Source organism: Bacillus sp. EAC (genome assembly GCF_002156875.1).
Classification (GTDB): domain Bacteria; phylum Bacillota; class Bacilli; order Bacillales; family Bacillaceae_G; genus Gottfriedia.
The window spans coordinates 128,968-154,801 of the sequence record NZ_NCSY01000010.1 but is presented as its reverse complement, the minus strand read 5'-3'; the positions used below and the strand labels follow the sequence as shown (position 1 = coordinate 154,801).

The 25,834-nt window shown below is 31.7% G+C and carries 24 protein-coding genes and 1 pseudogene; 16 read left to right on the top strand and 9 right to left on the bottom strand.

Features of this window, described 5'->3' with window-relative positions; genetic code table 11:
• Window positions 1–170 precede the first annotated feature (170 nt).
• The 3 genes from nagA to B7R65_RS16810 are packed head-to-tail and all read left to right on the top strand — an operon-like array spanning window position 171 to window position 2,754.
• Window positions 171–1,307, top strand: a complete 1,137-nt coding sequence (gene nagA, locus B7R65_RS16820; protein ID WP_088043995.1) for an N-acetylglucosamine-6-phosphate deacetylase — start codon at window positions 171–173, stop codon at window positions 1,305–1,307.
• Window positions 1,304–2,014 carry a glucosamine-6-phosphate deaminase gene (nagB, locus tag B7R65_RS16815; protein ID WP_088043994.1) on the top strand — a complete coding sequence of 237 codons (711 nt, stop codon included), beginning with the start codon at window positions 1,304–1,306 and terminating at the stop codon, window positions 2,012–2,014. The genes nagA and nagB overlap by 4 nt, the downstream gene beginning before the upstream one ends.
• The gene (locus tag B7R65_RS16810) at window positions 2,014–2,754 is read left to right on the top strand and encodes a GntR family transcriptional regulator (protein ID WP_088043993.1); all 741 of its coding nucleotides are present in this window, start codon (window positions 2,014–2,016) and stop codon (window positions 2,752–2,754) included. The genes nagB and B7R65_RS16810 overlap by 1 nt, the downstream gene beginning before the upstream one ends.
• Window positions 2,755–2,787: 33 nt before the next feature.
• Here B7R65_RS16810 and B7R65_RS16805 read toward each other — a convergent pair whose 3' ends face one another.
• Entirely contained in the window at window positions 2,788–3,570 is a 783-nt protein-coding gene (locus B7R65_RS16805; RefSeq protein WP_088043992.1) for a Cof-type HAD-IIB family hydrolase, read from the bottom strand.
• Window positions 3,571–3,739: 169 nt separating this feature from the next.
• On the opposite strand from B7R65_RS16805, the gene glcT reads away from it, so the two are divergent.
• From glcT to B7R65_RS16780, 5 genes are all read left to right on the top strand, one after another.
• Window positions 3,740–4,594: a glucose PTS transporter transcription antiterminator GlcT gene (glcT, locus tag B7R65_RS16800; RefSeq protein ID WP_088043991.1), complete on the top strand. Its 855-nt coding sequence runs from the start codon at window positions 3,740–3,742 to the stop codon at window positions 4,592–4,594.
• A 221-nt stretch (window positions 4,595–4,815) separates the two neighbouring features.
• Complete coding sequence (gene ptsG, locus B7R65_RS16795; RefSeq protein ID WP_088043990.1) at window positions 4,816–6,861, top strand: glucose-specific PTS transporter subunit IIBC; 2,046 nt, start codon at window positions 4,816–4,818, stop codon at window positions 6,859–6,861.
• 135 nt (window positions 6,862–6,996) lie between these two features.
• Window positions 6,997–7,260 carry a phosphocarrier protein HPr gene (locus B7R65_RS16790; RefSeq protein ID WP_088043989.1) on the top strand — a complete coding sequence of 88 codons (264 nt, stop codon included), beginning with the start codon at window positions 6,997–6,999 and terminating at the stop codon, window positions 7,258–7,260.
• Window positions 7,260–8,969 carry a phosphoenolpyruvate--protein phosphotransferase gene (ptsP, locus tag B7R65_RS16785; RefSeq protein ID WP_088043988.1) on the top strand — a complete coding sequence of 570 codons (1,710 nt, stop codon included), beginning with the start codon at window positions 7,260–7,262 and terminating at the stop codon, window positions 8,967–8,969. The genes B7R65_RS16790 and ptsP overlap by 1 nt, the downstream gene beginning before the upstream one ends.
• Before the next feature lie 424 nt (window positions 8,970–9,393).
• Window positions 9,394–9,693, top strand: a complete 300-nt coding sequence (locus tag B7R65_RS16780) for an ArsR/SmtB family transcription factor (RefSeq protein ID WP_088043987.1) — start codon at window positions 9,394–9,396, stop codon at window positions 9,691–9,693.
• A 45-nt stretch (window positions 9,694–9,738) separates the two neighbouring features.
• Here the strand turns inward: B7R65_RS16780 and B7R65_RS16775 are convergent, their stop codons facing one another.
• The gene (locus tag B7R65_RS16775; RefSeq protein WP_088043986.1) at window positions 9,739–10,353 is read right to left on the bottom strand and encodes a nitroreductase family protein; all 615 of its coding nucleotides are present in this window, start codon (window positions 10,351–10,353) and stop codon (window positions 9,739–9,741) included.
• Between the two features lie 268 nt (window positions 10,354–10,621).
• On the opposite strand from B7R65_RS16775, the gene B7R65_RS16770 reads away from it, so the two are divergent.
• On the top strand, window positions 10,622–11,518 hold the full coding sequence (locus B7R65_RS16770) for an NAD(P)-dependent oxidoreductase (RefSeq protein WP_088043985.1): 897 nt from the start codon (window positions 10,622–10,624) through the stop codon (window positions 11,516–11,518).
• A 25-nt stretch (window positions 11,519–11,543) separates the two neighbouring features.
• Window positions 11,544–11,993 carry an RDD family protein gene (locus B7R65_RS16765; protein ID WP_088043984.1) on the top strand — a complete coding sequence of 150 codons (450 nt, stop codon included), beginning with the start codon at window positions 11,544–11,546 and terminating at the stop codon, window positions 11,991–11,993.
• Window positions 11,994–12,052: 59 nt separating this feature from the next.
• Here B7R65_RS16765 and B7R65_RS16760 read toward each other — a convergent pair whose 3' ends face one another.
• The gene (locus B7R65_RS16760; RefSeq protein WP_088043983.1) at window positions 12,053–13,216 is read right to left on the bottom strand and encodes an aminotransferase A; all 1,164 of its coding nucleotides are present in this window, start codon (window positions 13,214–13,216) and stop codon (window positions 12,053–12,055) included.
• Window positions 13,217–13,352: 136 nt separating this feature from the next.
• Here B7R65_RS16760 and corA point away from each other — a divergent pair, with 136 nt between their 5' ends.
• Complete coding sequence (gene corA / locus B7R65_RS16755) at window positions 13,353–14,297, top strand: magnesium/cobalt transporter CorA (protein WP_256941372.1); 945 nt, start codon at window positions 13,353–13,355, stop codon at window positions 14,295–14,297.
• Window positions 14,298–14,461: 164 nt separating this feature from the next.
• Complete coding sequence (locus B7R65_RS16750) at window positions 14,462–15,769, top strand: sensor histidine kinase (RefSeq protein WP_088043981.1); 1,308 nt, start codon at window positions 14,462–14,464, stop codon at window positions 15,767–15,769.
• Between the two features lie 71 nt (window positions 15,770–15,840).
• On the opposite strand, the gene B7R65_RS16745 is transcribed toward B7R65_RS16750, so the two are convergent.
• Window positions 15,841–16,887 (bottom strand): DUF3967 domain-containing protein, encoded by a 1,047-nt coding sequence (locus B7R65_RS16745; RefSeq protein ID WP_088043980.1) that lies wholly within the window; start codon window positions 16,885–16,887, stop codon window positions 15,841–15,843.
• Between the two features lie 292 nt (window positions 16,888–17,179).
• Entirely contained in the window at window positions 17,180–17,434 is a 255-nt protein-coding gene (locus B7R65_RS16740; protein ID WP_088043979.1) for a phage holin, read from the bottom strand.
• A 343-nt stretch (window positions 17,435–17,777) separates the two neighbouring features.
• On the opposite strand from B7R65_RS16740, the gene B7R65_RS16735 reads away from it, so the two are divergent.
• A complete protein-coding gene (locus B7R65_RS16735; protein WP_088043978.1) occupies window positions 17,778–18,683 on the top strand; it encodes a chemotaxis protein in 906 nt (301 codons plus the stop codon).
• Between the two features lie 102 nt (window positions 18,684–18,785).
• Here B7R65_RS16735 and B7R65_RS16730 read toward each other — a convergent pair whose 3' ends face one another.
• Window positions 18,786–19,295 carry a YkyB family protein gene (locus B7R65_RS16730; protein ID WP_373419593.1) on the bottom strand — a complete coding sequence of 170 codons (510 nt, stop codon included), beginning with the start codon at window positions 19,293–19,295 and terminating at the stop codon, window positions 18,786–18,788.
• A gap of 337 nt (window positions 19,296–19,632) precedes the next feature.
• Window positions 19,633–19,866, bottom strand: a pseudogene (locus B7R65_RS16725) (hypothetical protein); the annotation flags it as partial.
• Between the two features lie 262 nt (window positions 19,867–20,128).
• Between B7R65_RS16725 and B7R65_RS16720 the strand changes: the two are divergent.
• Window positions 20,129–22,216 carry an EAL domain-containing protein gene (locus tag B7R65_RS16720; protein WP_179194907.1) on the top strand — a complete coding sequence of 696 codons (2,088 nt, stop codon included), beginning with the start codon at window positions 20,129–20,131 and terminating at the stop codon, window positions 22,214–22,216.
• Between the two features lie 30 nt (window positions 22,217–22,246).
• On the opposite strand, the gene B7R65_RS16715 is transcribed toward B7R65_RS16720, so the two are convergent.
• Window positions 22,247–23,077, bottom strand: coding sequence for a metallophosphoesterase (locus B7R65_RS16715; RefSeq protein WP_088043975.1), 831 nt, complete (start codon window positions 23,075–23,077; stop codon window positions 22,247–22,249).
• A gap of 123 nt (window positions 23,078–23,200) precedes the next feature.
• Here B7R65_RS16715 and fadH point away from each other — a divergent pair, with 123 nt between their 5' ends.
• Both fadH and B7R65_RS16705 read left to right on the top strand, forming a co-directional pair.
• Window positions 23,201–23,965 (top strand): 2,4-dienoyl-CoA reductase, encoded by a 765-nt coding sequence (gene fadH, locus B7R65_RS16710; RefSeq protein ID WP_088043974.1) that lies wholly within the window; start codon window positions 23,201–23,203, stop codon window positions 23,963–23,965.
• A gap of 13 nt (window positions 23,966–23,978) precedes the next feature.
• On the top strand, window positions 23,979–25,193 hold the full coding sequence (locus B7R65_RS16705) for an EAL domain-containing protein (protein WP_088043973.1): 1,215 nt from the start codon (window positions 23,979–23,981) through the stop codon (window positions 25,191–25,193).
• A 161-nt stretch (window positions 25,194–25,354) separates the two neighbouring features.
• Here B7R65_RS16705 and B7R65_RS16700 read toward each other — a convergent pair whose 3' ends face one another.
• Window positions 25,355–25,747, bottom strand: a complete 393-nt coding sequence (locus B7R65_RS16700) for a hypothetical protein (RefSeq protein ID WP_088043972.1) — start codon at window positions 25,745–25,747, stop codon at window positions 25,355–25,357.
• Window positions 25,748–25,834: the final 87 nt, after the last annotated feature.

The following is a 25,834-nucleotide window of genomic DNA, read 5'->3' as shown; positions in this document are numbered from 1 at the left end:
ACATGTAAGGTAGTATAGACAACTAGGCGTATATATCTTAAAATGGATATGTGAAAGAAGATTACCTGATTAGCTAATTAGAAAAAGAATGTGATTTCTGATTAGGTAAACACTACTTTCTATAAGTGGGGATCATACGACTTCTTTAAAGTAAGAAGGAGGAACTAAAAATGAAAACAATAACTAACGTAAAAATCTACACAGGCAAAGAAGTAATCGAAAATGGCTTTATTCGATTTGATGAAACAATAAAACAAATTGATCGAATGGAAACGTTCATCAGTGAAGATGAAGAAATAATTGATGGAAAAGGTACTGTCATTATCCCTGGGATAATTGATATACACATTCATGGTGCATATGATGTTGATGCAATGGATGCTAATCCAGAGTCAATCTTAAAAATGAGTAAAAAAATGATGAAAGAAGGAGTAACTACCTTTTTTCCAACAACAATGACTCAGTCACATGAAAATATAAAAAACGCTTTAAGTTCATTAAAAGAAGCTAAAAAATTAGGCGGGCATTTTGAATTCATTCACTTAGAGGGTCCATTTGTAAACAAAAAGCGAGCTGGTGCACAGCCATTAGAATATATAATTAACCCTGATGTTAATTTATTTAATGAGTGGCAAGAGGCTTCGGGTGGATTAATCAAATTAGTTACTTATGCTCCTGAATTGGATGGAGCAAATCAATTAGAAAAAGTATTCAAAGATACTGGTGTAATAGGAACGGTTGGCCATTCTGATGCGGTAGCTGCAGATTTTGAAGGAAGGTCAATTACTCACGCAACACACTTATATAATCAAATGCGTCCAATGCATCATAGAGAAGTAGGAACAGTAGGACATGTATTATTAGATGAAAATGTAATGGTTGAAATTATTCCAGATGGTATCCACATTCATCCCGACATGGTTAAGCTTGCATATCGCTTAAAGGGTGCTAATAAAATAAGCGTTATTACAGATGCAATGAGAGCTAAAGGATTAGAAGATGGTGAATATGAGCTAGGTGGTCAACCTGTATTTGTAAAAAATAAAAGTGCTAGATTAGAAGATGGTACATTAGCTGGTAGTATTTTAAAAATGGATGATGCATTTAGAAATATTATGGAATACACTGGCTGTACGCCTGAAGAGGCAGTCCTGATGACATCGATAAATCAAGCTAAGGAATTTGGTCTTACCAAAAAAGGTGCATTAGAAGCTGGTAAGGATGCTGATTTTGTTCAAATGACAACAGATTTCCATGTGATAAATACGACAAGACTAGGTAAATCAATAGATGAGGTGAGTGAATGAACGTAATCGTAGTGAAAAGTGCAGAAGAGATTGCAAAAGTTGCGTATGAAAAAATTGTGAAAGAATTAGAAGATAAAAATAACTTTACATTAGGTTTAGCAACAGGCGGTTCTCCATTAGGGATATATGAATTATTCCGTAAAAACAAACCAAATGTTAAACATGTTACAACTGTAAATTTAGATGAATATGTTGGATTAGCAGAAGATGATCAAACGAGCTACCATACGTATATGGCTGAACAGCTCTTTAATCATTTACAATTTAAAGAAAATCATTTACCAAATGGAAATACGAAAGACCTAGAAGAAGCATGTAAAACTTATGAAAGACTTTTAGAGTCACATCCTGTTGATATACAGTTATTAGGAATTGGGGAGAATGGCCATATTGGTTTCAATGAACCAGGAACTCCATTTGATACACCAACTCATATTGTTGAACTAACAGAATCAACTCGCAATGCAAATAAAATTTACTTTGAAAACGAAGATGATGTTCCAACTCACGCAGTAACTATGGGAATTGGTTCGATTCTTCATGCTAAAGGAATTATATTAATAGCATCAGGTTCAAAAAAGGCTGAAGCTGTGAAAGAAATGCTTTATGGAAAAGTTGACATAAACTGTCCAGCAACTGCTCTTCAACAACACCAAAATGTTACAGTAGTAGTCGATGAAGATGCATACTCACTTTGTAAAAAATAGTGTTTAAATTAGATAAGAATTCGCCTTTACCGATTTATTTTCAAATACAAGAGATATTAAAAGAAAAAATTAGCTCGGGGGAATGGAATCCTGGGGAACGAATTCCCTCTGAGCAAGCATTAAGTGAGATGCTAAATGTAAGTAGAATGACAATAAGACAGGCTTTAAATAATCTTGTAAAAGAATCTTTAATAAGTCGGAAACGGGGAATCGGCACATTTGTTTCAGTTAAAGATGGGATTGAAGTGGAGGAGTCTCTACAAGCGTTAAGAAGTTTTTCAGAGGATATTTCTTCGATTGGAATGACACCAACAAATAAACTATTAGGATTTTCCACAACTGAGGCTGATGAATATTTGGCTGAAGTACTATCGATTGAATGTGGATCTGAGGTGTTTAAAATTGAAAGATGTCGTTTAGCAAATGAGCATCCAATTGCTATAGAAACAACTTATATTCCAAAATACTTAGTCAATCGAATAGATGAACAAGTTCTTAATCATTCCTTATACGAATATTTTGAAGTTAGTCTTGGATATTCGATTAAAAAAGCAACAAAATGGATTAAGGCTTCTTTGATGTCTGAAAGTGATTCTCTGATTCTTGAAGTAGCTGAAGAATCACCTGCACTTGAATTACATCAAATAACATATATAAACGATGATGTTCCGTTAGAATACGTCAGTTGTATTTATCGTGCAGACCGTTATCGTTTTACAATCGATATTGAACGAACATAAAAAGGGTGCTTTTCTGAGCACCCCTATTTATGTTTATTTTATTTGTAATGCTATTTTTATTGCTTCAGACACTGAAGGAACGACATAAGAAGCATGTTTTTTAACTTCATCATCTGCATCCTCCATGGCAAAACTGTTAGGAGTTAAATGAAACATTGGTATGTCATTATAAGAATCACCTATACAAGCGATTTCGTTTGAATTGATTCCTAATTTATCAATTAAAATTTGGATGGCAGATCCCTTACTTATATTAGCAGGAACGATGTCTAAACAATTTTTAGCTGAAATAAATGAAGTTATATATTCAGGTAATTCTTTTTGTAATTCATTTTGTAATTGAATTAGATCCTCATCTTCACCGATGACAACATATTTTTTAGGCGTAATTGTATTGCCTAACTCTTCTTTAAGTGTTTTTATTTCTACTGCTTGCATATTGGAATTCTTCTCAATTTCTTTTACAATATCAGTTTTTTCTTCAATGTAGTAAGTCGTATTGTCAGCTACATATCGTAAAAATTTATCAGGAGAGATCATTTCATAGATCTTATTAACAACTGTTGGATGGAAAGTCGCATCTAGAAGAGCCTCTCCATCTTTTGAATAAATATATGTACCATTCATACTAATTCGGTGGAAGTTGCCTTCCAATGTTTCCATTATTTCTACGATTTCATAATCTAATCTACCTGAAGCAAAGCATAAGATAATATCCTGATCAATTAATTTTTTTAATGCTTCAACATCGTGATCAAACAATTCACCTTTATGATACATTGTCCCATCAAGATCACTTACAAATAATTTAATCATATACAAAACACCTACTCATTTAATTTTTTTACTTATCCATTCTAACCTACAATAAAAAAGTTTCAAAAACATATGATTATTTTGTGAACAGTATTAGTCATTTAACTTTTTTTGAAAAATTATGTTATGATAATATAGCTATTTTGAAATTGGGGGGTGGTATAGAGAAATGTCGGAATTCTATACAATTAAAAAAGTCTTAAATAATAATGTACTGATCGCTAAAAATGCAGACCACCCTGAAGTAATTCTATTAGGTAAAGGAATCGGTTTTAATAAAACTAAGGGCGATTTAATTATGGAAGGTTTAGTCGAAAAAATGTTTGTCTTAAAAGATGAACAAAAGCAGAAGCAATATAAATCATTAATTCATGTAATGGATGAAAAATTATCTGGAACATTGCAACAAGCAATCTATTTAATAGCAGAAAAAACTGGCTGTATATTAAATGAACAAATTCATATTGGGTTAACTGACCATTTAATCTATGCAATCAAACGAATTCGAGAAGGTTATATTGTAGAAAATCCTTTTTTACAAGAGACAAAAGCGATGTATCCTGAGTATTTTAAAATTGCAGAAGAAGTGATCGAATTAATTAATAATGAAATTGATATAAATTTACCAATAGAAGAAGTCGGGTTTGTTACATTACATATTGTAAGTAACCTATCTATTGAAGTGGTTTCCGATGTTCATAAGTTTTCACAAATCATTAAAGAATTAATTCTATATATAGAAGATTATTTAAAAATTAAAATAGATCGTGAAAGTATACATTATTCAAGGCTAGTACGTCACCTTCGATTTTTAATTGATCGAATTTTCCATGGAGAATCTTCTGAGGAATCACCTGCTTTGGCGATAATATTGAAGAAAGAATACCCACTTTGCTATGATCTAGCTTGGAAAATTCTAAAATCGATAGAAAGTTCTTTAAATAGGAAAGCGAACGAAGCAGAGGTAATCTATTTAACGATTCATCTAGAAAGGCTCGTACAAAGTAAACTAAAAAATAATTAAGTTGAATCACTTGATATTTTTTTATGATATAGATATAATGAAAGCGAAATCATAACAAAAGTGAATAACAAGTACACATTATACGTGTTACTGATTCGATCAGGCATGAGTAGAAAAAATGTGAATTATTAAATCAGGGTAGGGGAAACTATACCCAGGATTGTGATAATTACATTTTTCTATCTCATGCCTTTTTTTGTTTGAATAAAAGGAGGATAACAATGTTTAAGAAGATTTTTGGCGTACTTCAAAAAGTTGGTAAAGCTCTAATGCTTCCAGTTGCAATTCTACCAGCTGCCGGATTATTACTTGCATTTGGTAATGCATTTCAAAATCCCCAAACATTAAAATATTTACCATTTCTGGATGCTCACTGGTTCCAACTAGTTGCTAAAGTTATGGAACAATCTGGTGACATTATTTTCGGTAATTTGTCTTTATTATTCGCAGTAGGTGTTGCCGTAGGATTAGCTGGTGGTGAAGGCGTTGCAGGACTAGCTGCAATCGTTGGTTACCTTATTATGAATAAAACAATGAGCGTGTTCAAAGATGTTGGACATTTTATTGTTTTAGATAAAGCATTAAATATAGCAAAATTTGATGATCCATCATATGCATTTGTATTAGGTATTCCTACATTACAAACAGGTGTATTTGGCGGTATTATTGTTGGTATCTTAGCTGCATGGGCTTATAATAAATACTTTGAAATTGATTTGCCATCATACTTAGGATTCTTTGCAGGAAAACGATTTGTTCCAATTGCAACAGCGGCTTTCTCAGTTTTACTTGGTATTTTAATGTGTTTCATTTGGCCACCGATTCAACATGGCTTAAATACATTTTCTCATAATATGATCGATGCGAACCTAACTTTATCAGCATTTATATTCGGTGTAATTGAACGTTCACTAATTCCATTTGGATTACACCATATATTCTATGCACCTTTCTGGTTCGAGTTTGGATCATATACAGATAAAACTGGTATGGTAGTTCATGGTGACCAAAAAATCTTCTTCGCTCAATTAAAAGATGGTGTGAAGTTAACTGCTGGAACATTCATGGTTGGTAAATTCCCGTTCATGATGTTTGGATTACCAGCTGCAGCTTTAGCAATGTATCATGAAGCAAAACCTGAAAATAAAAAATTAGCTGCAGGTATTTTAGCATCAGCTGCATTAACTTCATTCTTAACTGGTATTACTGAACCAATCGAATTTTCATTCTTATTCGTTGCCCCAGTATTATTCGGTATTCATGCAATCTTTGCAGGTTTATCATTTATGGTAATGCAATTACTAAATGTGAAAATTGGTATGACTTTTTCTGGCGGGTTAATTGACTTCTTATTATTTGGGGTACTTCCAAATAGAACTGGCTGGTGGTGGGTAATCATCGTTGGCTTAATATTAGCGGTAATTTACTATTTTGGATTCCGTTTTGCAATTCGCAAATGGAACTTAAAAACTCCAGGTCGTGAAGATGCTATTACTGAAGAAATGGAAAGTAATACTCCAGCAAATGAATTACCTTATGAAATATTACAAGCACTTGGTGGAAAAGATAATATTGCTTCATTAGATGCATGTATTACTCGTTTACGTGTCCAAGTAAAAGAAAAAGATGAAGTTAAGAAAGATCGTCTAAAAGCACTTGGTGCTGCGGGAGTACTTGAAGTTGGTAACAATATTCAAGCGATCTTTGGGCCTAAATCAGATACATTAAAAACACAAATTAAAGATATAATGACAGGGAAAAGACCTTTTATTGCAAAAAATGAAGATAAAGTAGTAACAACTAACCAATCAACTGATGAAGAAATAATTAATCCAATTGAAGGAGAAATTATTCCAATCACTGAAGTGCCAGACCAAGTTTTCTCAGGAAAAATGATGGGTGATGGTTTTGCAATTATCCCATCAGAAGGAACGGTTGTTTCACCAGTTGATGGGGAAATCGTAAATGTTTTCCCAACTAAACATGCGATTGGTATCTTATCAAACGGTGGTAAAGAAATTCTAATTCACATTGGTATTGATACAGTAAAATTAAATGGTGAAGGTTTTGAAGTACTTGTGTCTCAAGGAGACAAAGTTACAAAAGGACAACAATTAGTGAAATTAGATTTACACTACATTCGCGAAAATGCACCATCAACAATTACACCTGTTGTGTTTACTAACTTATCTGAAGGTCAACAAGTAATAATTGAAAAATCAGGTAAGCAATCAAAAGGTGAAGTAGGCATTATAAAAATAAAGTAGAAAAAATTCGAAAAATGTTTACATTTTGGAGGGGGTTGTATAGTTGACACTATGCACCCCTTTTAATAGAATATTCTTAGTAGGCCAAATGTCTATACCAAAAATGTGGATTTAATCACAAAGGAGATAAATATAATGGAAAAAACATTTAAAGTAACAGCTGATTCTGGAATTCATGCACGTCCTGCAACATTATTAGTAAATGTAGCTGGTAAATTTAACTCAGATATTAATTTAGAGTACAATGGTAAATCTGTTAATTTAAAGTCAATCATGGGTGTAATGTCTTTAGGGATTCAACAAGGAACTGAAATTAAAATTTCAGCTAATGGTGAAGATGCTGACCAAGCTCTTGCTGCAATTGAAGAAACAATGAAAAAAGAAGGCCTAGGCGAGTAATGTCTTTACATATTAATGGTATCGCAGCTTCTAGTGGGATTGCGATTGCCAAGGCATTTCGCTTAGAAAACCCTGAATTAAGCATTGTTAAGAAGCAAATTTCAGATGTTGATGCTGAAATTGTACGTTTTGATCATGCAATTCAAATTTCAAACACTGAACTAGAAAAGATTCGCGATCACGCGAATGTAGAACTTGGTGAAGATAAAGCAGCAATTTTTTCTGCACACATCTTAGTTTTAAATGACCCAGAACTTGTTAACCCAGTAAAAGACAAAATTAAATCAGAAAATGTAAATGCAGAATTTGCTATGAATGAAGTTGCCTCTATGTTTGTTCAAATGTTCGAAAGCATGGACAATGAATATATGAAAGAACGTGCTGCTGATATACGTGATGTAACAAAACGTGTAATGGCTCATTTATTAGGCGTAACTATTTCGAACCCTGCAAACATTACTGAAGAAGTGATTATAATTGCAGAAGATTTAACGCCATCTGATACGGCACAATTAAATCGTAAATATGCTTTAGGTTTTACAACTGATATTGGTGGACGTACGTCACATTCGGCAATTATGGCTCGTTCTCTAGAAATTCCTGCTGTAGTAGGAACAAAAGAAGTAACAGGTAAAATTGAGAATGGCGTAACAGTAATTGTTGATGGTTTAGATGGTCAAGTTATTGTTGATCCAACTCAAGAAGAACTTGCTGAATTTAAAGCGAAAAAAGAGAAATTCGAGCTTCAAAAAGTCGAGTGGGCTAAATTGAAAAATGAACCAACAGTTACAAAAGATGGACATCACGTTGAGCTAGTAGCGAATATTGGTACACCAAATGATGTAGAGGGTGTTATTAATAATGGTGGTGAAGGCGTTGGTCTTTACCGTACGGAGTTTCTTTATATGGGACGTGACAGTTTCCCAACCGAAGAAGAACAGTTCGAGTCATATAAAACAGTTCTTGAAAGTATGGGGAGTAAACCGGTCGTTGTACGTACTTTAGATATCGGTGGAGATAAAGAATTATCTTATTTACACTTGCCAAAAGAAATGAATCCATTCTTAGGATATCGCGCTATTCGTTTATGTCTAGATCAAAAGGACATTTTCCGTACTCAGTTACGTGCTTTATTAAGAGCTAGTGTTTACGGTAACTTAAAGGTTATGTTCCCAATGATCGCAACTGTTGATGAATTTAGAGCTGCTAAAGCTGTTCTGTTGGAAGAAAAAGAACAATTAATCAAGGAAAATGTAAAAGTTTCAGATGGTATTGAAATTGGGATGATGGTTGAAATTCCAGCTTCTGCAGTTTTAGCAGATGTATTTGCGAAAGAAGTAGACTTCTTTAGTATTGGAACAAACGATTTAATTCAATATACAATGGCTGCTGACCGTATGAATGAACAAGTGGCTTATTTATATCAACCATATAACCCTTCTATTCTTAGATTAGTTAAGATGGTAATTGATGCGGCAAACAAAGAAGGTAAATGGGCTGGAATGTGCGGCGAAATGGCTGGAGATTCACTTGCAATTCCTTTACTAGTTGGACTTGGTTTACATGAGTTCTCTATGAGCGCGACATCAATACTTCCAGCACGTAGTCAAATGGCTAAGCTTTCTAAAGCTGAGATGGAAACATTAGCTGAAAAAGCTTTATCTATGTCAACTGCTGAAGAAGTTGTAAATTTAGTTAACAGTATTTAAAAAAACAACAGGCGACCCTGTTGTTTTTTTATTCCGGTTTACAGAACTAAAATCTAAATAAAAGAAATGATTAAAATTTTGTTGTTTTTAAAAGGATTTGTTAAAGCAATCAGTTAAATAAGAAGATTATAGGAGTAGAAGAAATGAGTCTCCTGTTTAAGTAACTTGACATGTGAAACCTTAACAGGTGAGCTGAGGAGGCTAATCTCCCGTCCCACTACTAAAAAGCGAACATCCTGAATTGGGAATCCACGTATTACTTTTTTATATCAACACGAATACTGCTATAACTTAAAGGAAAAATTAAAATCGTATATTGTTATACCTGTATAGTAACATTGACAAATCCTCTACTTTATTTTAGTGTAGGTTTAAATTGTTAAACGATTAATCTTATTTTTGGAAAATAAAGTAGGTGACATAAATGAGTAATGAGGCAATTAGTGTTTTTAGAGAGTGTATTCCCTTATTTCAGGCATTAAGTGATCCATATAGACAAGATATTATACTAATGTTAGCTAGCAATGAATCCTTAACTGTGAATGAAATTACAGAGAAAACATCTTTATCGAGACCAGCTATTTCACATCATTTAAAGATCTTAAGAGATAATGCTTTAGTTGAAATTGAGCAAAAAGGAACACATCGCTACTATTCGCTCTCGATTGATGCTTCAATAGAATTATTAAAGAAGTTAATTGTAACAGTTGAAGAGAGTTGTTAAAAAAAAGGGACTCCGACTTTTGTCAGAATCCCTTTTGTTAATTTATTAGATCCAAATAGACATTTCTTTAGCTGAGAATCTATTCGTTGGATGACCAGGAACTTTCTCTTTTCCGATTGCTATAAGCATTGTTGGAATATATCGATTATCCGATAAGAAAGTTTCTCTAAATGCTTTTTCATCAAATCCACCAATTGCACATGTATTCCAACCGTTTGCAGATGCAGCTAGAATTAATTGCATACCTGCAAGTGAGGAGTTTAAGATGCCTTGTTCACGGTTGCGTTGTTCTGTAGAATAAGCATTAATTACATTTGCTTTTAATTTGTCTTTTGCTTCTTGAGTCATATAGCCAGCTTTTACTGCTGGATCAAAGACAGGATCAACATTTTTTGCAGACTCTGTATCAGCTAAAACGGCAATAACAACTGATGCATCTTTAATTTGACCTTGATTGTATGCAATTGGTAAAAGCTTACCTTGAGCTTCTTCTCCATGGAATACAACAAATTTCCAATGCTGAAGATTCCAAGCAGATGGTGCTGTCATCGCTGCATCAAGCAACTCTGTGATTTCACTTTGACTTATTTCAATCGAATTATCAAAAGCTCGAGTTGAGTTTCGTTCTTTTATCATTTCAAAAAATTGTTCGTTTTTCATTTTATATTCCTCCAAAAAATCATTGATCTTATGTAAATCGAGTTACTTTACTAATATAGATACTTACATTATTAGAGTCAACAAATTAGCTTGAATTAAACTTGATTTTCAGTTTATTTATTCGAATAAAAATCAATTTCTTACTCGTTTATTAAAATCTTCTTAAAAGGCATGAAATAGTTAGATTACTTAAGTGTTTCAGCTTTTTTATTACGTGAATTTATGGTAGTTTTATGAAGGGAACAAGTATAGAAGGGAAGTAAGATAGATGGATAGAGTTAAATTGAATAATCTTCATATTGGATTTATTGGGATAGGAGTCATGGGTAAAAGTATGGCGAAACATTTAATTAATGCTGGCGCGAAACTGCATATCTATAATCGAACTAAGGTGAAAGCTAATGAGTTAATCGAATTAGGTGCAACTTGGTATGAAACACCAAAACAATTAGCTTCAAATTGTGAAGTAATTTGTACGATGGTTGGCTATCCTTCAGATTTAGAAGAGGTTTATTTTGGAGAAAATGGCTTATTTCAATCTGCAAAAACTGGAACAACATTTATTGATTTTACAACTTCTACACCTACTTTAGCTAAAAAAATAGAAAATGAAGCAAAAGCTCTGGGCATGTATTCATTAGATGCACCAGTTTCTGGTGGCGATTTAGGTGCAAGAGAAGCTAAATTAGCAATTATGGTCGGCGGAGAAGAAAATACTTTTCATAAAATGTCTACATTATTAGAAGTTTTAGGTCAAAATATTGTATATCATGGTCAAGCAGGTAATGGACAACATGTAAAAATGTGTAACCAAATTGCAATTGCATCAAATATGCTTGGTGTATGTGAAGCGATTGCTTATGCAAAAGCGGCAGGTTTAAATGGAGAAAAAGTGTTGAGTAGCATATCGACTGGTGCAGCTGGAAGTTGGTCATTAAGTAATTTAGCACCACGAGTATTAAAAGGCGATTTTGAACCAGGGTTTTATATTAAACATTTTATTAAAGATATGGGAATTGCCATTGAAGAAGCTGAACGAATGAACTTGAAGCTTCCAGGTTTATTACTAGCGAAGAATTGCTATGATGAATTGTCAAGAAATGGACTTGATGAAAAGGGTACACAAGCACTTTATATGATGTATGACCCATCACATCACGTTTAATAATTTTTAGGATTGAGGGTTACAAGTGCAGAATTTACAACTTGCTAGGTTTTATCACAGATTAAGCGCGTTTATTTTTGATATGTTTATTGTATCGATTTGTTATGGAGTCATAATTGCGTTAATTACGATGAAACCTGAAAAAATATTTAGTCGATTTAATTCAACTTCAGGAAATTCTACAATTGATATCATTGTTATCTTTGCTATAATGCTGTTATTATTTGTATTCGTTCCTATCGTAAATAAAGGAATGACATTAGGTCAGCGAATGATGAGTGTAAAAATGATTAAAGATAATTACGAAGAAACTAAAGTTGGTATTTTTCTAGTTCGTTTTATCTTTATTGCTGTATTATCTATTTTATTATTAGGTATACCAGTCATTCTAAATGCATATTTAATGTTATTTAGAAAAGATCGTAAAACATTACAAGATTTAGTATTTAAAACTAGTGTCATACAGACTAGATAAGAAAAAACCGTGATTTCAAATGAAATCACGGTTTTTTTGATTCGTTATATTAATAGTCATTATTTTGTTATTAAGCTTTGAATAAATGCTTCTAAACGGTCACACGCTTCTTTAAGTTCTTCCATTGAATAAGCATAAGATAATCGAATATATGAATCACCATATTCAGAAAATGCTTCTCCAGGAATTACCGCCAATTTTTGTTGCTCTACTAATTTTATGGCAAATTCCATTGAAGGCATATTGAATTCTTTAATCGATGGAAATAAATAAAATGCACCACCTGGCTTTGCACACGTAAGTCCCATTCGATCTAATCGTTCGAGCATATAGTCACGTCTACGTTTATATTCAATTGCCATCTCGATTGGTGAATCGATACAGTCAGTTAGTGCAGTGATAGCTGCAAATTGGGAAATTGATGAAGCACATGATACATTATATTGATGTACTTTTAATATTTCTTGAGCTAAATAAGCAGGTGCGTAAATGAATCCAATTCTCCAACCTGTCATAGAGTGTGACTTACTCAATCCATTAATAACGATTGTTTTATCTCTCATATTTGGAAAACTGGCAATTGATAAATGTCTTGATTCAAACGTTAGTTCACTATAGATTTCATCTGAAAGGATAAAAATATCTTTTTCCGAAAGATAATCAGCTAGAATTTCAAGCTCTTCTTTCGTTAAAGTGACTCCGGTAGGATTATTTGGATAAGGTAAAACGATACATCGGGTATTGTCGGTTATGTAATTCTCTAATTGTTCTGGTGTGATTTTAAATCCACTATCTGAAGTATCAACAAATACTGGAGTAGCACCACAAGTCGTAATGATTGGAGCATAACCAGGATAGATAGGAGCAGGAAGAATAACTTCACAACCCTTTGTTAAAATTGTACGAAAAGTAACATCAATTGCTTGGCTCGCACCAACAGTTACAATTACTTCATTTGTAGGATCGTAAGTTAAGTCATATTTTACCTTTAAATAGTTTGAAGCAGCTATTCGAAGTGAAGGTAGCCCCGCATTTGGAGTATAAACTGTCTGATTATGATTGATTGCTTCAATCGCAGCTTCTTTAATTTGTGTTGGTGTATGAAAGTCTGGTTGACCTAAAGTTAATGCAATGACGTTTTCATATTTTTCAATTTGTTGGGCAAATTTTCTAATACCTGAGATTTGAATTTCTTTAACGTTATCATTTATAAATCTTTTCATCATAATCCCTCTACTCTTATTGTTTTATGTATTAAGTTAAAGTACATTAATATCAATGAAATTTTCTTTATTTTACCATATAATATTAAAAGAATTTACAATTGTTATTTATGAAAGTAAAAGAAGGTGGATATTCTTGCTACAAATTATTGGAATTACGAAAAATAGAACAATTGAGCGTGATCTAACACTTGAAGAAGCTAAATCGAGTAAATACATGTGGTATTGGGTCGACATGAATGAACCATCACAAGATGAAATAGAAATATTAAAAACAGAATTCAATTTTCATCCGTTAGCAATAGAAGATTGTTTAGAATATGTTCAACGTCCTAAACTCGACTATTATGAAGGATACCATTTTTTGATCTTACATGAATTACATAAAATGGATTTGAATGAAACTGAAATCGATATTTTTGTAAGTGATCATTTTGTTGTAACGTTCCATATGCATAAAAGCCCAACTATAAATCAAGTTTTAGAAAGTATTCAAACAGATCGACGTGCAACAAAAAGTCCTTTACACTTAACCCATCGAATGATTGATGAGCTAGTAGATAGTTATTTCCCATTAATGTATCGATTAGAGGATGAGTTAGCTGATTTAGAAGTTGATCAAATGAAGAAGCAAGTTAATAATGCAGTTGAACGGCTATATGATATTCGGACTGATTTATCAAAGTTAAGAAGAACGATTTTACCGACAAGAGATTTACTATATCGAATTTTAAATTCAAATCGTTTCAAAGATATTTCTGAACATAGGATCTATTTTGAAGATATTCACGATCATTTGATGAAACTATCTGATATGATTGAAGCAAATAGAGACTTAGCTTCGGATATAAGGGAAAGTTATTTCTCGTTAAGTTCAGAAAAAATGAACAATATTATGAAGACATTAACAATTATCTCATCTTTCTTTTTACCATTAACATTTATTGTAGGTTTATACGGGATGAATTTCCATTATATGCCAGAGTTAACATGGAAATATGGCTATTTATTTATCTTATTCATAATGGGAATTGTAACACTTTTTATGTACATATTTTTTAAACGAAAAGGCTGGTTTTAAGTCGTTAAGCAAAGAAGCTTGACGACTTTTCTTGTATTTTAGATTACTTTGTTGTAATGTGGCATTCTGTGTAGAAATCTTTTTTTGAAATTTTATGTATTATTAAATAGAAGGATATCTAATTATGATATAATTTGGTGAAAGAAGCGGTGGAGGTTACATAAATGCTGCAATTAAAAGATTTGTTAATTCAATTTGCAATCATTATCATTCCGGTCTTTTTATATGAAATGTTTTGGTTAAGTAGATACCATAATACTAGTCCTAAACAAAATAGATTACTAGTAGGATTATTATCTATTTTTAATATATTTATATGCCTACTATATCCTATACAAATAAGTGACAATATGGCGATTACTTTTAGTATTTTATTAATGTATTCAGCGATTTTATATGGCGGAAGAGTAATTGGAATTATTGTGATTTTTGCCAAACCATTATTTATGTATTTGCTATATGGGGTTACTGTTTTAAAGTGTTTCCCTTTTGAACTTATATCATGTATTTTGCCATTAATTGTTTCTCCACAATGGGTAAGTTTTTCAAAAAGGAAAAAATTTGCTTTAAGTATTTTAATGCCAATACTTTATGCGTTTTGTATTATTTGTTTGTTGTATTATGAAGCGACAGTAAATGGAGTAAAAGAATATCAATCTGATCAAACAATTCTTTCTGTTTGTATATTTTTTACAGTTTTAACGATCACGATGTTGTTCCATGTGTATTTAAGAGAATTTTTATTTGAGAATGCGGAAATCCGAGTTCAAATGCAAAAGTCGGAAAAATTAAACATGGTAAGTGAACTTGCAGCTAGTGTTGCACATGAAGTTCGAAACCCACTCACAGTTGTTAGGGGCTTCATTCAACTTATCGAAAATCAAGAAAGCGGTACAAACAGAGAATATATGAAACTTGTATTAACTGAGTTAGATCGTGCAGAAAATATTATTTCTGATTATTTAAATCTGGCAAGACCTCAAATAGAAGAGAAAAAAATGATTAATATGACTGACCAGCTGAATGAAGTTACGACATTAATGTCTACATATGCAGCTTTACAAGGTGCGTTTTTACAAGTAAGTGTGACAGAAGAAATGTATACAATAGGTGATAGAGCAAAGCTTAAGCAAGCGATAATTAATGTATTGAAAAACGGTGTCGAAGCAATAAAAGACACGAAAGGATATATTAAAATAGAGGCTAATATCGAGAAGATGAGAGATCGAGATTATATTCGAATTGTCGTAAAAGATAATGGAATAGGGATGTCTAAAGGACAATTGGATCGATTAGGTCAGCCTTTTTATTCATTGAAAGAAAAAGGGACGGGTCTAGGTTTAATGGTAACTTTTAGCATCATTGAAGCCCATAAGGGGTCAATAGAGTATTTAAGTGAAGAAGGAAAAGGCACTGAGGTTCATATTCTATTACCTGCATATGAGATGGAAGAACAAGAAAATATTCAATAAAAAAAGAGAAGGGATAACCTTCTCTTTTTATTTTTTACGAATAAGGGCAAATGACTATCAAAATAAAAATGTTATTTAACTGTTTTCGGTTTTACAAAAAATGATTTTAATGAATTCTTCCAATCTTTTTCTTTAGATGCAGCTACCATTTTCTTAGTTTCTTGCATCTCTCTAATCATTCGCATTAGTTGAGCGTCACGACCTACTTCTCTAATTTGTATTTCTTCAAACATTTGTTCAAGCTTTTCATCTTTTTCTTCAATTACACTTGCTAATTCTTGAAGTTCTTCACTTTTTTCTTCAACCGAGTTCAATATTTTTTCAAGTTTTTGATCTTTTTCTAAGTTTTGTTTGATTAAAGTCTGATTTTGCAATAAAATTTGTTCATTTTGATTAGCTAAATTAGATATTTGCAACATGAAATCTTCAAACATTAGTTGATCTGGATTTGAGTGAGTAGGGGAGGAAACTAAATTTAAATTTTGGGAATAAACTTCATCAACTATTACATCTTTTATAGTTGATTCGTCTATTACCGATAGTATTTGAGTTTCTTTTGCTTCTACGAAATTATCTGAGATGGTTTCGTATCCTAAAACAGTATGTTCTACAAAAATTTCTTCTACTTGAGATTGAATGTCCTCATTGATATCTTCAACCTTAGCATTGTGCACTAAGTCGAGTTCTTTCATTTCAACAGATGTTTCTTCAGTGTTACTCTCTACATTATCAATATGTAATTCAATGGTATCTTGTGCAGTTTTTTCAAGAGTAGGATTACTTGTTAATTGAATCATATCAGTAGAAATTTCATCTACTTGATGTTGGAATGGAATAAAGCCGCTAATGTCGTCAGTGCTTTCGACTTGTAGTTCACGATTGTTGAGTTGATCTAGTTCGGATTGGATTGACTCAAATAGATTTTGATTTTGATTTCTATGATAATCTTCAACAATTGCTTGCATTAGTATTAAGTCTTTTTCTGAGTAAATCCGAGTCTCTTGATTTTTAGTAAATTCATATGATTCTTTTTCTAACTGTTTACTAATTTCTCTTACGAGAGACTTACCAATTTTTAATTTTTTTGAAATATCTTTACTAGTAAATATCACTGACATTAGTACCTCCTGGAAAAATATGTGTTTTTAGAAGATTCAATAGAAGTTTAAGTTTCTCCTACTTATTACTATTAAAATATTTCTACAATGTTTAACAAAGTAGTTACGATTACTACAATTTGTATCGTTTAATGAAGAAATAAAGAGAAACTTGAACTGTTTTTTGAGAAAAATGTTAAGAACAAGCTAAAAAGATGTAGAAAAAAAGAGAGTGTGATACTTGCCACACTCACAAATCTTGAGCAATCCAAGCTATTAAATTTAAATAGGAATAGTCGAGTCTGATAGGTAATTAATCTTTTTTATTCTTTTTCTTCTCTAAGCCTGCTTTTTGTAGAAGAGCTTTTTGTGCCTGTCCCTTCTTTCCAAGATAATTATGTTTTGCGCCAAAATATAAAATAAATAAGAAAGAAGCGATATTTACAACAGCATCAACTTGCTCATTGTTAAAGAAATCATATCCAAAAGACTTTAAAAGGAAATTAAGTGACACTAAAGCCCCAGCAAAATAGCGGATGATATCTTGCAAGTTATTATTTTCAAACAAATCTATCACCTCCTATTACTACCTTATTCAGGCTTGTCCATTTGGTGAAATAATGGATGATAATAGACGGAAATGGGCCATTAATACTATAAGGAAGGATCATAGATCTTAAAATAGTATAAATAGCAGAGAGTTTGTAACTAAACTTATCAACTTTTTATTCAATTATCTATTAACAAAGTACAAAAATAATCCGATTACTTAATTGAATAGTATGTATTTAAAAAAAGAGTTTAATTGTTATGTTATTTATTTGTATCAAGATTAAATGTTAGTTTTATCTTGGATTTAAACTATTTAGATAATATGGAATAAGAAATATAAGTGGGAAAGGTTGATCGTCATGGAACAAAATCATGGTATATTAATGGACAGCGGTACAAATGAATTAGAAATCGTGGAGTTTACTATAGGTGAAAGTAAATTTGGTATAAATGTGATAAAGGTTCGTGAAATTATTAATCCTTTACCAATTACTCCAGTCCCTAGGTCACATCCAAATGTAGAAGGAATAATTGAACTAAGAGGCGAAGTATTACCTGTCATAAATGTAGCAACTGCAATTGACTTTCCACCTTCAAATGAGCCACAGTATGATAAATATATTGTGACAGAATTTAATAAAACTAAAATGGTTTTTCATGTTCACACTGTGTCACAAATTCATCGTATCTCATGGGCTCAAATTGAAAAGCCGAATGAAATGTATCAAGGCCTAGAAACACAAATTACGGGTGTTGTTAAACATAATGGCGAAATGATACTTTTACTAGATTTTGAGAAAATGGTAGTAGAGATTAATGAAGAAACAGCTATTTCAAAAAAGAAATTAACTAATCTTGATCAAAGGGAAGTTTCCAAAAAGCCGATTTTTATTGCAGAGGATTCTCCTTTATTAAGAAGCTTAATCAAAGATACATTAAAAGAAGCTGGATATGTCAATACAGTATTTTTTGAAAATGGTAAGGATTTATATGAGGAAGTATCTAATAATATAGCTAGTGGTAAAGAGCTGACTGACTTTGTTAAATTAATTATTACAGATATTGAAATGCCTCAAATGGATGGCCACCATCTTACTAAAAAATTAAAAGAAGATAAAACATTAAGTAAGCTTCCGATTATTATTTTCTCTTCTTTAATTACTGATAGCCTTAAACATAAAGGGGATCAAGTTGGAGCAACTGCACAAGTAAGTAAACCAGAAATTGGTGAACTTGTTCAATTAATCGATCAACACATTCTATAAAAATAAAAATGGGAATCATTATAAAACCTAAAAACTATTTAGGTATTTATTAGATTCCCTTTTACTATAATAATCATTTTGATTGGAGCAACTTACTAATTTTCATTTATCATATTTCCCTTTATTTTTGCGGATTGGTTCGCTTGGGAAAGTAAAAGTTGAGTTACTAATAAATGAAGAAGGTTTAAATTGTTGCCCGGGGTTATTTCTTCGGTGATTAAAACCAATTTTAATATTACTGTCATTTTTTTCTTTTACAATTCCTAAAAAATGATGAAGTATTTTTTTTGCATAACTTAATGACATGGAAACTTTTGGATTACGGTGAGAATTTTCTAATACGCCTAAGTGTGGAAGAAGTTTAAAGTCTTCTTTTAAAGGTGGGATATGAAAGAAAAAATCTCCACATGAAATCAACACATCAGATTGTTGTTTACTAGATCGAGGGTTGTTTGAAAAGTGTAAACCGACTTTCTTTGCAATTCCTTTTTCTATTAGCTTTAATATAGCTTGTCTCTTAAGCGAATAAAGTTCACTTGGCTCTAGAGCAGTTTTAGCATGTTTATTCACTACAAATATTGCCTGAAAGATTTCTTCATTAGAGTAAACCATCTTATTCAGGCTTGGTTCTTTCGATTTCATGCCTTTTTATTACCTCCAAATAATATATATGACTATATTATAGCCTTTGTTTGGTATTTTTCAAAATAAATCTAGTTTTTAATAAAAAGATGAAAAATAAACAGTTAATCTTATAATGCCTTTACATTGATTAACTGTTTATCGATTTGCCTTATGAAATGCCGTTTTAATATGGATAAGCCCCAATGTTTCCATTTGGATTCAATGCTGTATTACCAGGGTAGGCACCTATATTTCCAGGAAAAGCACCTGTATTACCAGGGTAGGCACCTATATTCCCAGGAAAAGCACCTGGATTTATTGGTGGAAAAGGTTGTTGGTATGGCGGATAACCTCCATATGGAGGAAACTGCTGATAAGGTCCATAAGGTGGACAATAAGGGTAATATGGTGGTCTACCAAACGCTAATGCACCTAAAGCGAAGCCTCCTGCTAAACCTCCGAGTAGAGGTATTAGAGGGAAAAATGGAATGAAGCGCTGTTCGTTATGATCATAGTAGTATGATGGGGTATCAGCATTTCTATAATAATAATGATTTATATTCGGGTATGATTGATAATTCAAGTTTTTACCTCCTCTCTTGTCTTCGTTATTAGTGTATGGAGTCAGCGATTAATTGAGCAAGTACCCAAAAAATTAGGTAACCAACCTAGTCATTTGTGCAAATTATTAAATGGCTGAGTTGAAATACCTATTTTAACTTGTAAGTAAATGGAATATAGTAGACTTATAGAATAGGAAAAATGACATCATTTGATATATTTCATCAGGATTCTTTAAATTAAAAAAAAGGACGCATATGATGGATACTTCTCTAAAAATAAATAAATTACAAAATTTAGATCAATCAATGATAGATGCATTATTAACCTCAATCAATGATCTCCTATTTATCATGAAAGTTGATGGAGATAATTTTCTTTATCATTATGCAAATGATCAGGCAATAAAGCATGCAAACCTTTTTGATAGAAACTTTATCGGTTATTCAATTCAAGAAGTGATGCCAAATGAAATCTCAAAGAAACTTATTGAGAGTTATCAAATTACAAAAAGGTCAAAACAAGCTTTATGGTACAATGATGATTTGATTATTAATGAAAAGAAGTATTATTTTGAAACTGTCTTATCTCCGATTATCGATGAAGATGGACAATGTAATTATATTGTAAGTGTAACGCGAGATGTTACATTATGGACAGAAGAAACAAATGAAAAACTTGAGAACGAGCTAAGATATCGTTCTTTATTTGAGCATAATCTTGATAGTATCATTATGCTAGACAGTAATGGCAATATACAAAAAACAAATATGTCTACATACCACGTAATAGGCTTCAGAGAAAAAGAGTTAAAAGGACGACATATTTCTAGTTTAATTGATCGTAAAGATAATGAAGCGCTAGATAAAGCGCTTACTTCAACGCTACTAGGTGTCTCGACAGAGTTGAAAAATACCGTGTTGTTAAACAAAAATGGGCATTACTTAAGAAGTCATATAAAATGTATACCAATTATGTTAGATCATGAAATAAAAGGTATTTACTTAATCATAAGAGATACTACGTCAGTAAATGAGAAAGAAAATTATTTATTTTTCTTATCTCAAAGAGACCAATTAACTGGTTACTATAAAAGAGATATGTTTTCAAATTTAATGAATCAATCAATTCAAGACGTTGAAATATTAAATAGTGGTATTGGTTTGTTTATTGTAAATATCGATCGATTAAAAATATTGAATGAAACATATGGGTACGAAGTTGGAGATTATATTATTGAATTAGTCTCAAAAAGAATTACGTCCATTGTCGAAAAAGAAACGTTAAAGAGTTGTCCTCTTATTCGACATAGTGGTGATGAATTTATTGTTATATATGAAACTAAATCAAAAGAAAAAATGAAAAAATTAGCGGAAAGCATAATTGAGGGGATTAAAGTACCTATTAAAATACCTTCTCATGATGAAAAAGTAATTATTTCTACAACGATCGGGATTAGTTCTTACCCAAAAGACGGTATTTCAAGTGAAATTATTCTTAGAAATGCAGAAAGAGCAATTTTGGCGTGTAAAGAAAACGAACGTGGTTCATACTCATTTTACGATAAAGCATATTCAACGATTACTCAAAAGAAATTAAACTTAGAATATTTCTTAAGACAATCTCTCGAAAGAGATGAATTAGAAATTGTATACCAACCTCAAATCTCTTTACATAATAATCAATTAATTGGTTTAGAAGCTCTCCTAAGATGGAAGCACGAAAAACTCGGTTATATTCCTCCGAGTGAATTTATTCCAATCGCGGAGCAATCCCATTTAATTATTGATATAGGTAATTGGGTATTTAAACAAGTGGCAAAGCAAATAAAGCAATGGTTAGATAAAGGTTACGATGTAAGGAAAGTAGCCGTTAATCTATCTCCGAAACAATTCTATACCGGTGGAATAGAGCAATATATATCAGAATGTTTGAAAATTTATGACATTCCAAGTGAGCTGCTTTCTATAGAAATTACCGAGAGCTCAATGGTAAATCGAGAGCAAACAGCATCAATTCTTCAAAAACTTAAAAACTTAAATATAAAAATAGCAGTGGACGATTTTGGAACTGGATATTCTTCATTAAGTTATTTAAAAGATTTTCCTGTTGATATGTTAAAAATCGACCGAAGCTTTATACAGTCTGTCATTCAAGATAATCGGAATGCGGCAATCGTAACGACAATCATTAGTTTGGCACATTCACTTGGCATCGATGTAATCGCTGAAGGTGTAGAAACAATTGAACAAATAGAGTTTTTAAAGAAAAAACATTGTTTAAAAGCGCAAGGATATTATTTTAGTAAACCAATAACGCCTGAACAAATTGAAAAATTGTATTATTAATAAAAAGGACGTATTAAGTAAAATAGTTACTTAATGCGTCCTTTTTATTTCGATCGAAATAATTTCAGGAGGAGTTAAAAATCGAATGGGTAGTTTAGTTGTTCCAATCCCATTTGAAACGATTAAGTAACTATTATATTTTTCTGATAATTTATACTTTCCACGATTATAAACTTTTGCAAATGGTGGCATAATGAGAGATTTGAAAATAGGTAAATAAATTTGTCCACCATGACTATGACCAGAGAGTTGAAGGTTAATTGGATAGTTTTTCGTTACATTTGCTATATCAGGTTCATGAGCTAATACGATCGTATAAGTATTTTTTTGTATTCGATTTAAAATATTTTCATAATTCCTCTTTCCTAACATATAATCATCTAGTCCAATAAAAGATACTTTCTGATTTTCAAAATAAAATGACTTCTCCTCGTTTTTTAGTAAGATAAAATTGCTATCTTTTAATACTTTTTCATATTGCTCAGTAAAGTATCCTCCATGATCATGATTCCCATAAATTGCAAGCTTTCCTCTTTTTGCTTTTATCCCTTTTAAAAGATTAATAACCTCTTTTTCATAACCGAATTTGCGAATATCGCTAATTAAATCACCTGTAAATACGACGAAATCAGGTTTCATCCTATTTATGCTTTTAACAATGGTCGATAATTTACGAATATCATTCTTATTATTTAAGTGAGTATCAGAGAATTGTACAATTCGAAGGTTAGTTGTTAAGTCCGTGTTCGTACTATTATAGAAGGAGTTTTGTTTCGTTAAGATCATACTTGGTTCTATAAATAAGGCATAGTATGTTAAACAAATAAAAGCGAATAGAATAGTATAAATTTTTGCTCTCAATTTAACCCGACCTTTAATCTTGCAAAATAATCTACTTAATATATTTAATAGTTTAATAGTTAAAAATATTCTCAAAATAGATAAAAATTGTTAAACTAGATAAAAGAGATAGGAGGAATTACATTGAAAGATAAAGTTGTAATCGTTACTGGTGGTTCTAGCGGAATGGGAAAAGCTATGTCAGTACGTTTTGCAAAAGAAGGTGCGAAGGTAGTTATTGCGGGAAGAGATCTAGACCGTTTAAATAGTGCAAAAGAAGAAATTGAGCAATACGATGGCCAAGTTTTGCCTGTCGTAATGGATGTGAGAGATCCTGAACTTGTAAAGAAAATGGTAAATGAAGTTGATGAAGCATTTGGAACAATTGATTATTTAGTTAATAATGCAGCAGGTAACTTTATTTGTGCGGCTGAAGATTTGTCAGTAAACGGATGGAATTCAGTTATAAATATTGTTTTAAATGGAACTTTCTATTGCAGTTCTGAGGTTGGAAAGTATATGATTCAAAAGGGAATTAAAGGGGCAATGACAAATATAATTGCAACTTACGCTTGGGATGCTGGGCCTGGCGTTATTCATTCAGCATCTGCAAAAGCTGGAGTACTTGCAATGACTAGAACATTAGCAGTTGAATGGGGTAGAAAGTATGGAATTAGAGTAAATGCAATTGCTCCTGGACCGATTGAAAGAACTGGTGGAGCGGAAAAATTATGGGTTTCAGAAGAATTAGCTAAGAGAACTATTCAAAGTGTCCCACTTGGTCGCTTAGGTACCCCAGAGGAGATTGCAGGCTTAGCAGCATATTTATTTTCAGATGAAGCTGGTTATATTAATGGTTCTTGTTTTACAATGGATGGAGGCCAGTCATTACATCAATATCCTTTCTAAAAGGAGGTAGCTTATGGATCCTTTAGATGTAATTAGTAACTTAGATAAAGTAATACCATATTTTCAACCTATATATGGAGCGGATACACAGGACTGTGTTGCGATTGAAGTTGTTGGTAGAATGAATCTAGATAATTTACATAGCTTGGAATTTTTCTTTTCAAATGATTTAGTTCCAGATGATTATCTTCTTGAAGTAGACAATCATATTTTATTGCAATCATTAGATGAGGTTGTTCGTTCGAAGTTTAAAGGCAACATTTTTATTAATCGTCATCCATCTGCTTTATTATCAGATGATCCTGAAAACTTACTTTCAATTTTACAAGAATATGAGGAAAAAGGGATCAAGTTAAATAATATTGTTATTATTCTACAGCATCAGCTTTTTTACGGTTTTGAAAAAGAATTAAAAAACCTAATCACATATTATCAAACATATGGTATTAAGTTTGCAATTAACAGTGTGAATGATAAGCTGATTAATTTAGAAAAATTGCGATATTTGTCACCTGATATCATCAAAATTGATTTTAAAATGGTACAGCAACTACACACATCATCTTTCCAAGATTTATTACATTCAGTTATTCATGTGGCTAGAAAAATTGGAGCTTCAATGTACTATGATGGAATAATTGATTCACTTCAATTAAGGAATGCATGGAAGAATGGTGGAAGATTTTATCAAGGTGCTTACTTATGTATACCACAAAAATCAATTAATAATTTGAATCATGAGAGTGAACCATTAAAGAAAGATATTTTGAAGTATATAAGAGAAGAAAAAACTAAATTAACTGCTCTTAGAGATATGACGAATTTAATTCAGCAAAGAGTGGAAACTGCTATTCAAAAATTTAATCTTAAATCTGACTTGAATGATTTTTTACAAAAAATATCAAGTGAATTAAACTCGTTTAGCTTTAGAATGTATATTTGCGATGAAGATGGCTTTCAGCAATCAGCTAACTTTTTTAAGTTATATGGAGAACAATGGGAACTTCAGCAACAATATGTTGGAAGGAATTGGAGTTGGCGACCATATTTTTTAGAAACAGTTTTACGAATGAAGGCACATGACCGAGGGGTATTATCTGATATGTATCGGGATATTGAAACCGGTGAAAAAATCCGAACATTTTCATATCCTTTGGAAAATAGTCGCTATCTTTACATTGATTTAAGTTATGATTTCTTATTTAAGCATAATGAGCTGCTTTTTTAATTAGCTATTTTCAATAAAAAAACTGTCTTTTATAAGTTAGTAGTTCCGATAATGTAAAATAACATGTTTAATAACAATAGAAATAGTATATGAAATAAAACCTAATGAACAGTAAATTAGCATAAGAAAACGTTTGGAATATTCCAAGCGTTTTTTTCTATTTAACCTTCAACAACAGCTAAGTAATAACTTGCTTTTCCATTGAATTCAACAATTAATATATCTTCTCTCTCTTTGGTGGTATATATTTTAGCTCCAATTGGTAAGTTATTTGCCGTACCATTTTTAAATGACTCTTTGGAAACTTTTGATACTAAGGCTGTAATTTCTCCAACCGATTTGTCTTTTGTCAATTTAAGCTTATTTACCCAATCAATATTCGTTTGATAAATTATATCTTTCCATTTAAAAATGTCAGCATGTCTATCAAGACGTATTATTTCTTCTGCATCTGGATTTTTAGTTGTTACATTTTTGGTTTCTGGTTTAACACAACCGAATAAACAAAATGAACATATCACTACAGTTAAAATTACTTTATACATTTTCAGCATAAACACCTCCATGTACAGTTATTTCACCATAAAATACCATTGTCCTTTTAAATCTAGGCACTTTTCTAAAAGATTGTTGTTTTTTTT

Coding starts and splice junctions, on each gene's coding strand:
- nagA (WP_088043995.1), top strand. CDS start 171: ATGAAAACAATAACTAACGTAAAAATCTACACAGGCAAAGAAGTAATC.
- nagB (WP_088043994.1), top strand. CDS start 1,304: ATGAACGTAATCGTAGTGAAAAGTGCAGAAGAGATTGCAAAAGTTGCG.
- B7R65_RS16805 (WP_088043992.1), bottom strand. CDS start 3,570: ATGATTAAATTATTTGTAAGTGATCTTGATGGGACAATGTATCATAAA.
- glcT (WP_088043991.1), top strand. CDS start 3,740: ATGTCGGAATTCTATACAATTAAAAAAGTCTTAAATAATAATGTACTG.
- ptsG (WP_088043990.1), top strand. CDS start 4,816: ATGTTTAAGAAGATTTTTGGCGTACTTCAAAAAGTTGGTAAAGCTCTA.
- B7R65_RS16790 (WP_088043989.1), top strand. CDS start 6,997: ATGGAAAAAACATTTAAAGTAACAGCTGATTCTGGAATTCATGCACGT.
- ptsP (WP_088043988.1), top strand. CDS start 7,260: ATGTCTTTACATATTAATGGTATCGCAGCTTCTAGTGGGATTGCGATT.
- B7R65_RS16780 (WP_088043987.1), top strand. CDS start 9,394: ATGAGTAATGAGGCAATTAGTGTTTTTAGAGAGTGTATTCCCTTATTT.
- B7R65_RS16775 (WP_088043986.1), bottom strand. CDS start 10,353: ATGAAAAACGAACAATTTTTTGAAATGATAAAAGAACGAAACTCAACT.
- B7R65_RS16770 (WP_088043985.1), top strand. CDS start 10,622: ATGGATAGAGTTAAATTGAATAATCTTCATATTGGATTTATTGGGATA.
- B7R65_RS16760 (WP_088043983.1), bottom strand. CDS start 13,216: ATGAAAAGATTTATAAATGATAACGTTAAAGAAATTCAAATCTCAGGT.
- B7R65_RS16750 (WP_088043981.1), top strand. CDS start 14,462: ATGCTGCAATTAAAAGATTTGTTAATTCAATTTGCAATCATTATCATT.
- B7R65_RS16745 (WP_088043980.1), bottom strand. CDS start 16,887: ATGTCAGTGATATTTACTAGTAAAGATATTTCAAAAAAATTAAAAATT.
- B7R65_RS16735 (WP_088043978.1), top strand. CDS start 17,778: ATGGAACAAAATCATGGTATATTAATGGACAGCGGTACAAATGAATTA.
- B7R65_RS16730 (WP_373419593.1), bottom strand. CDS start 19,295: ATGGTTTACTCTAATGAAGAAATCTTTCAGGCAATATTTGTAGTGAAT.
- B7R65_RS16720 (WP_179194907.1), top strand. CDS start 20,129: ATGGATACTTCTCTAAAAATAAATAAATTACAAAATTTAGATCAATCA.
- B7R65_RS16705 (WP_088043973.1), top strand. CDS start 23,979: ATGGATCCTTTAGATGTAATTAGTAACTTAGATAAAGTAATACCATAT.
- B7R65_RS16700 (WP_088043972.1), bottom strand. CDS start 25,747: ATGCTGAAAATGTATAAAGTAATTTTAACTGTAGTGATATGTTCATTT.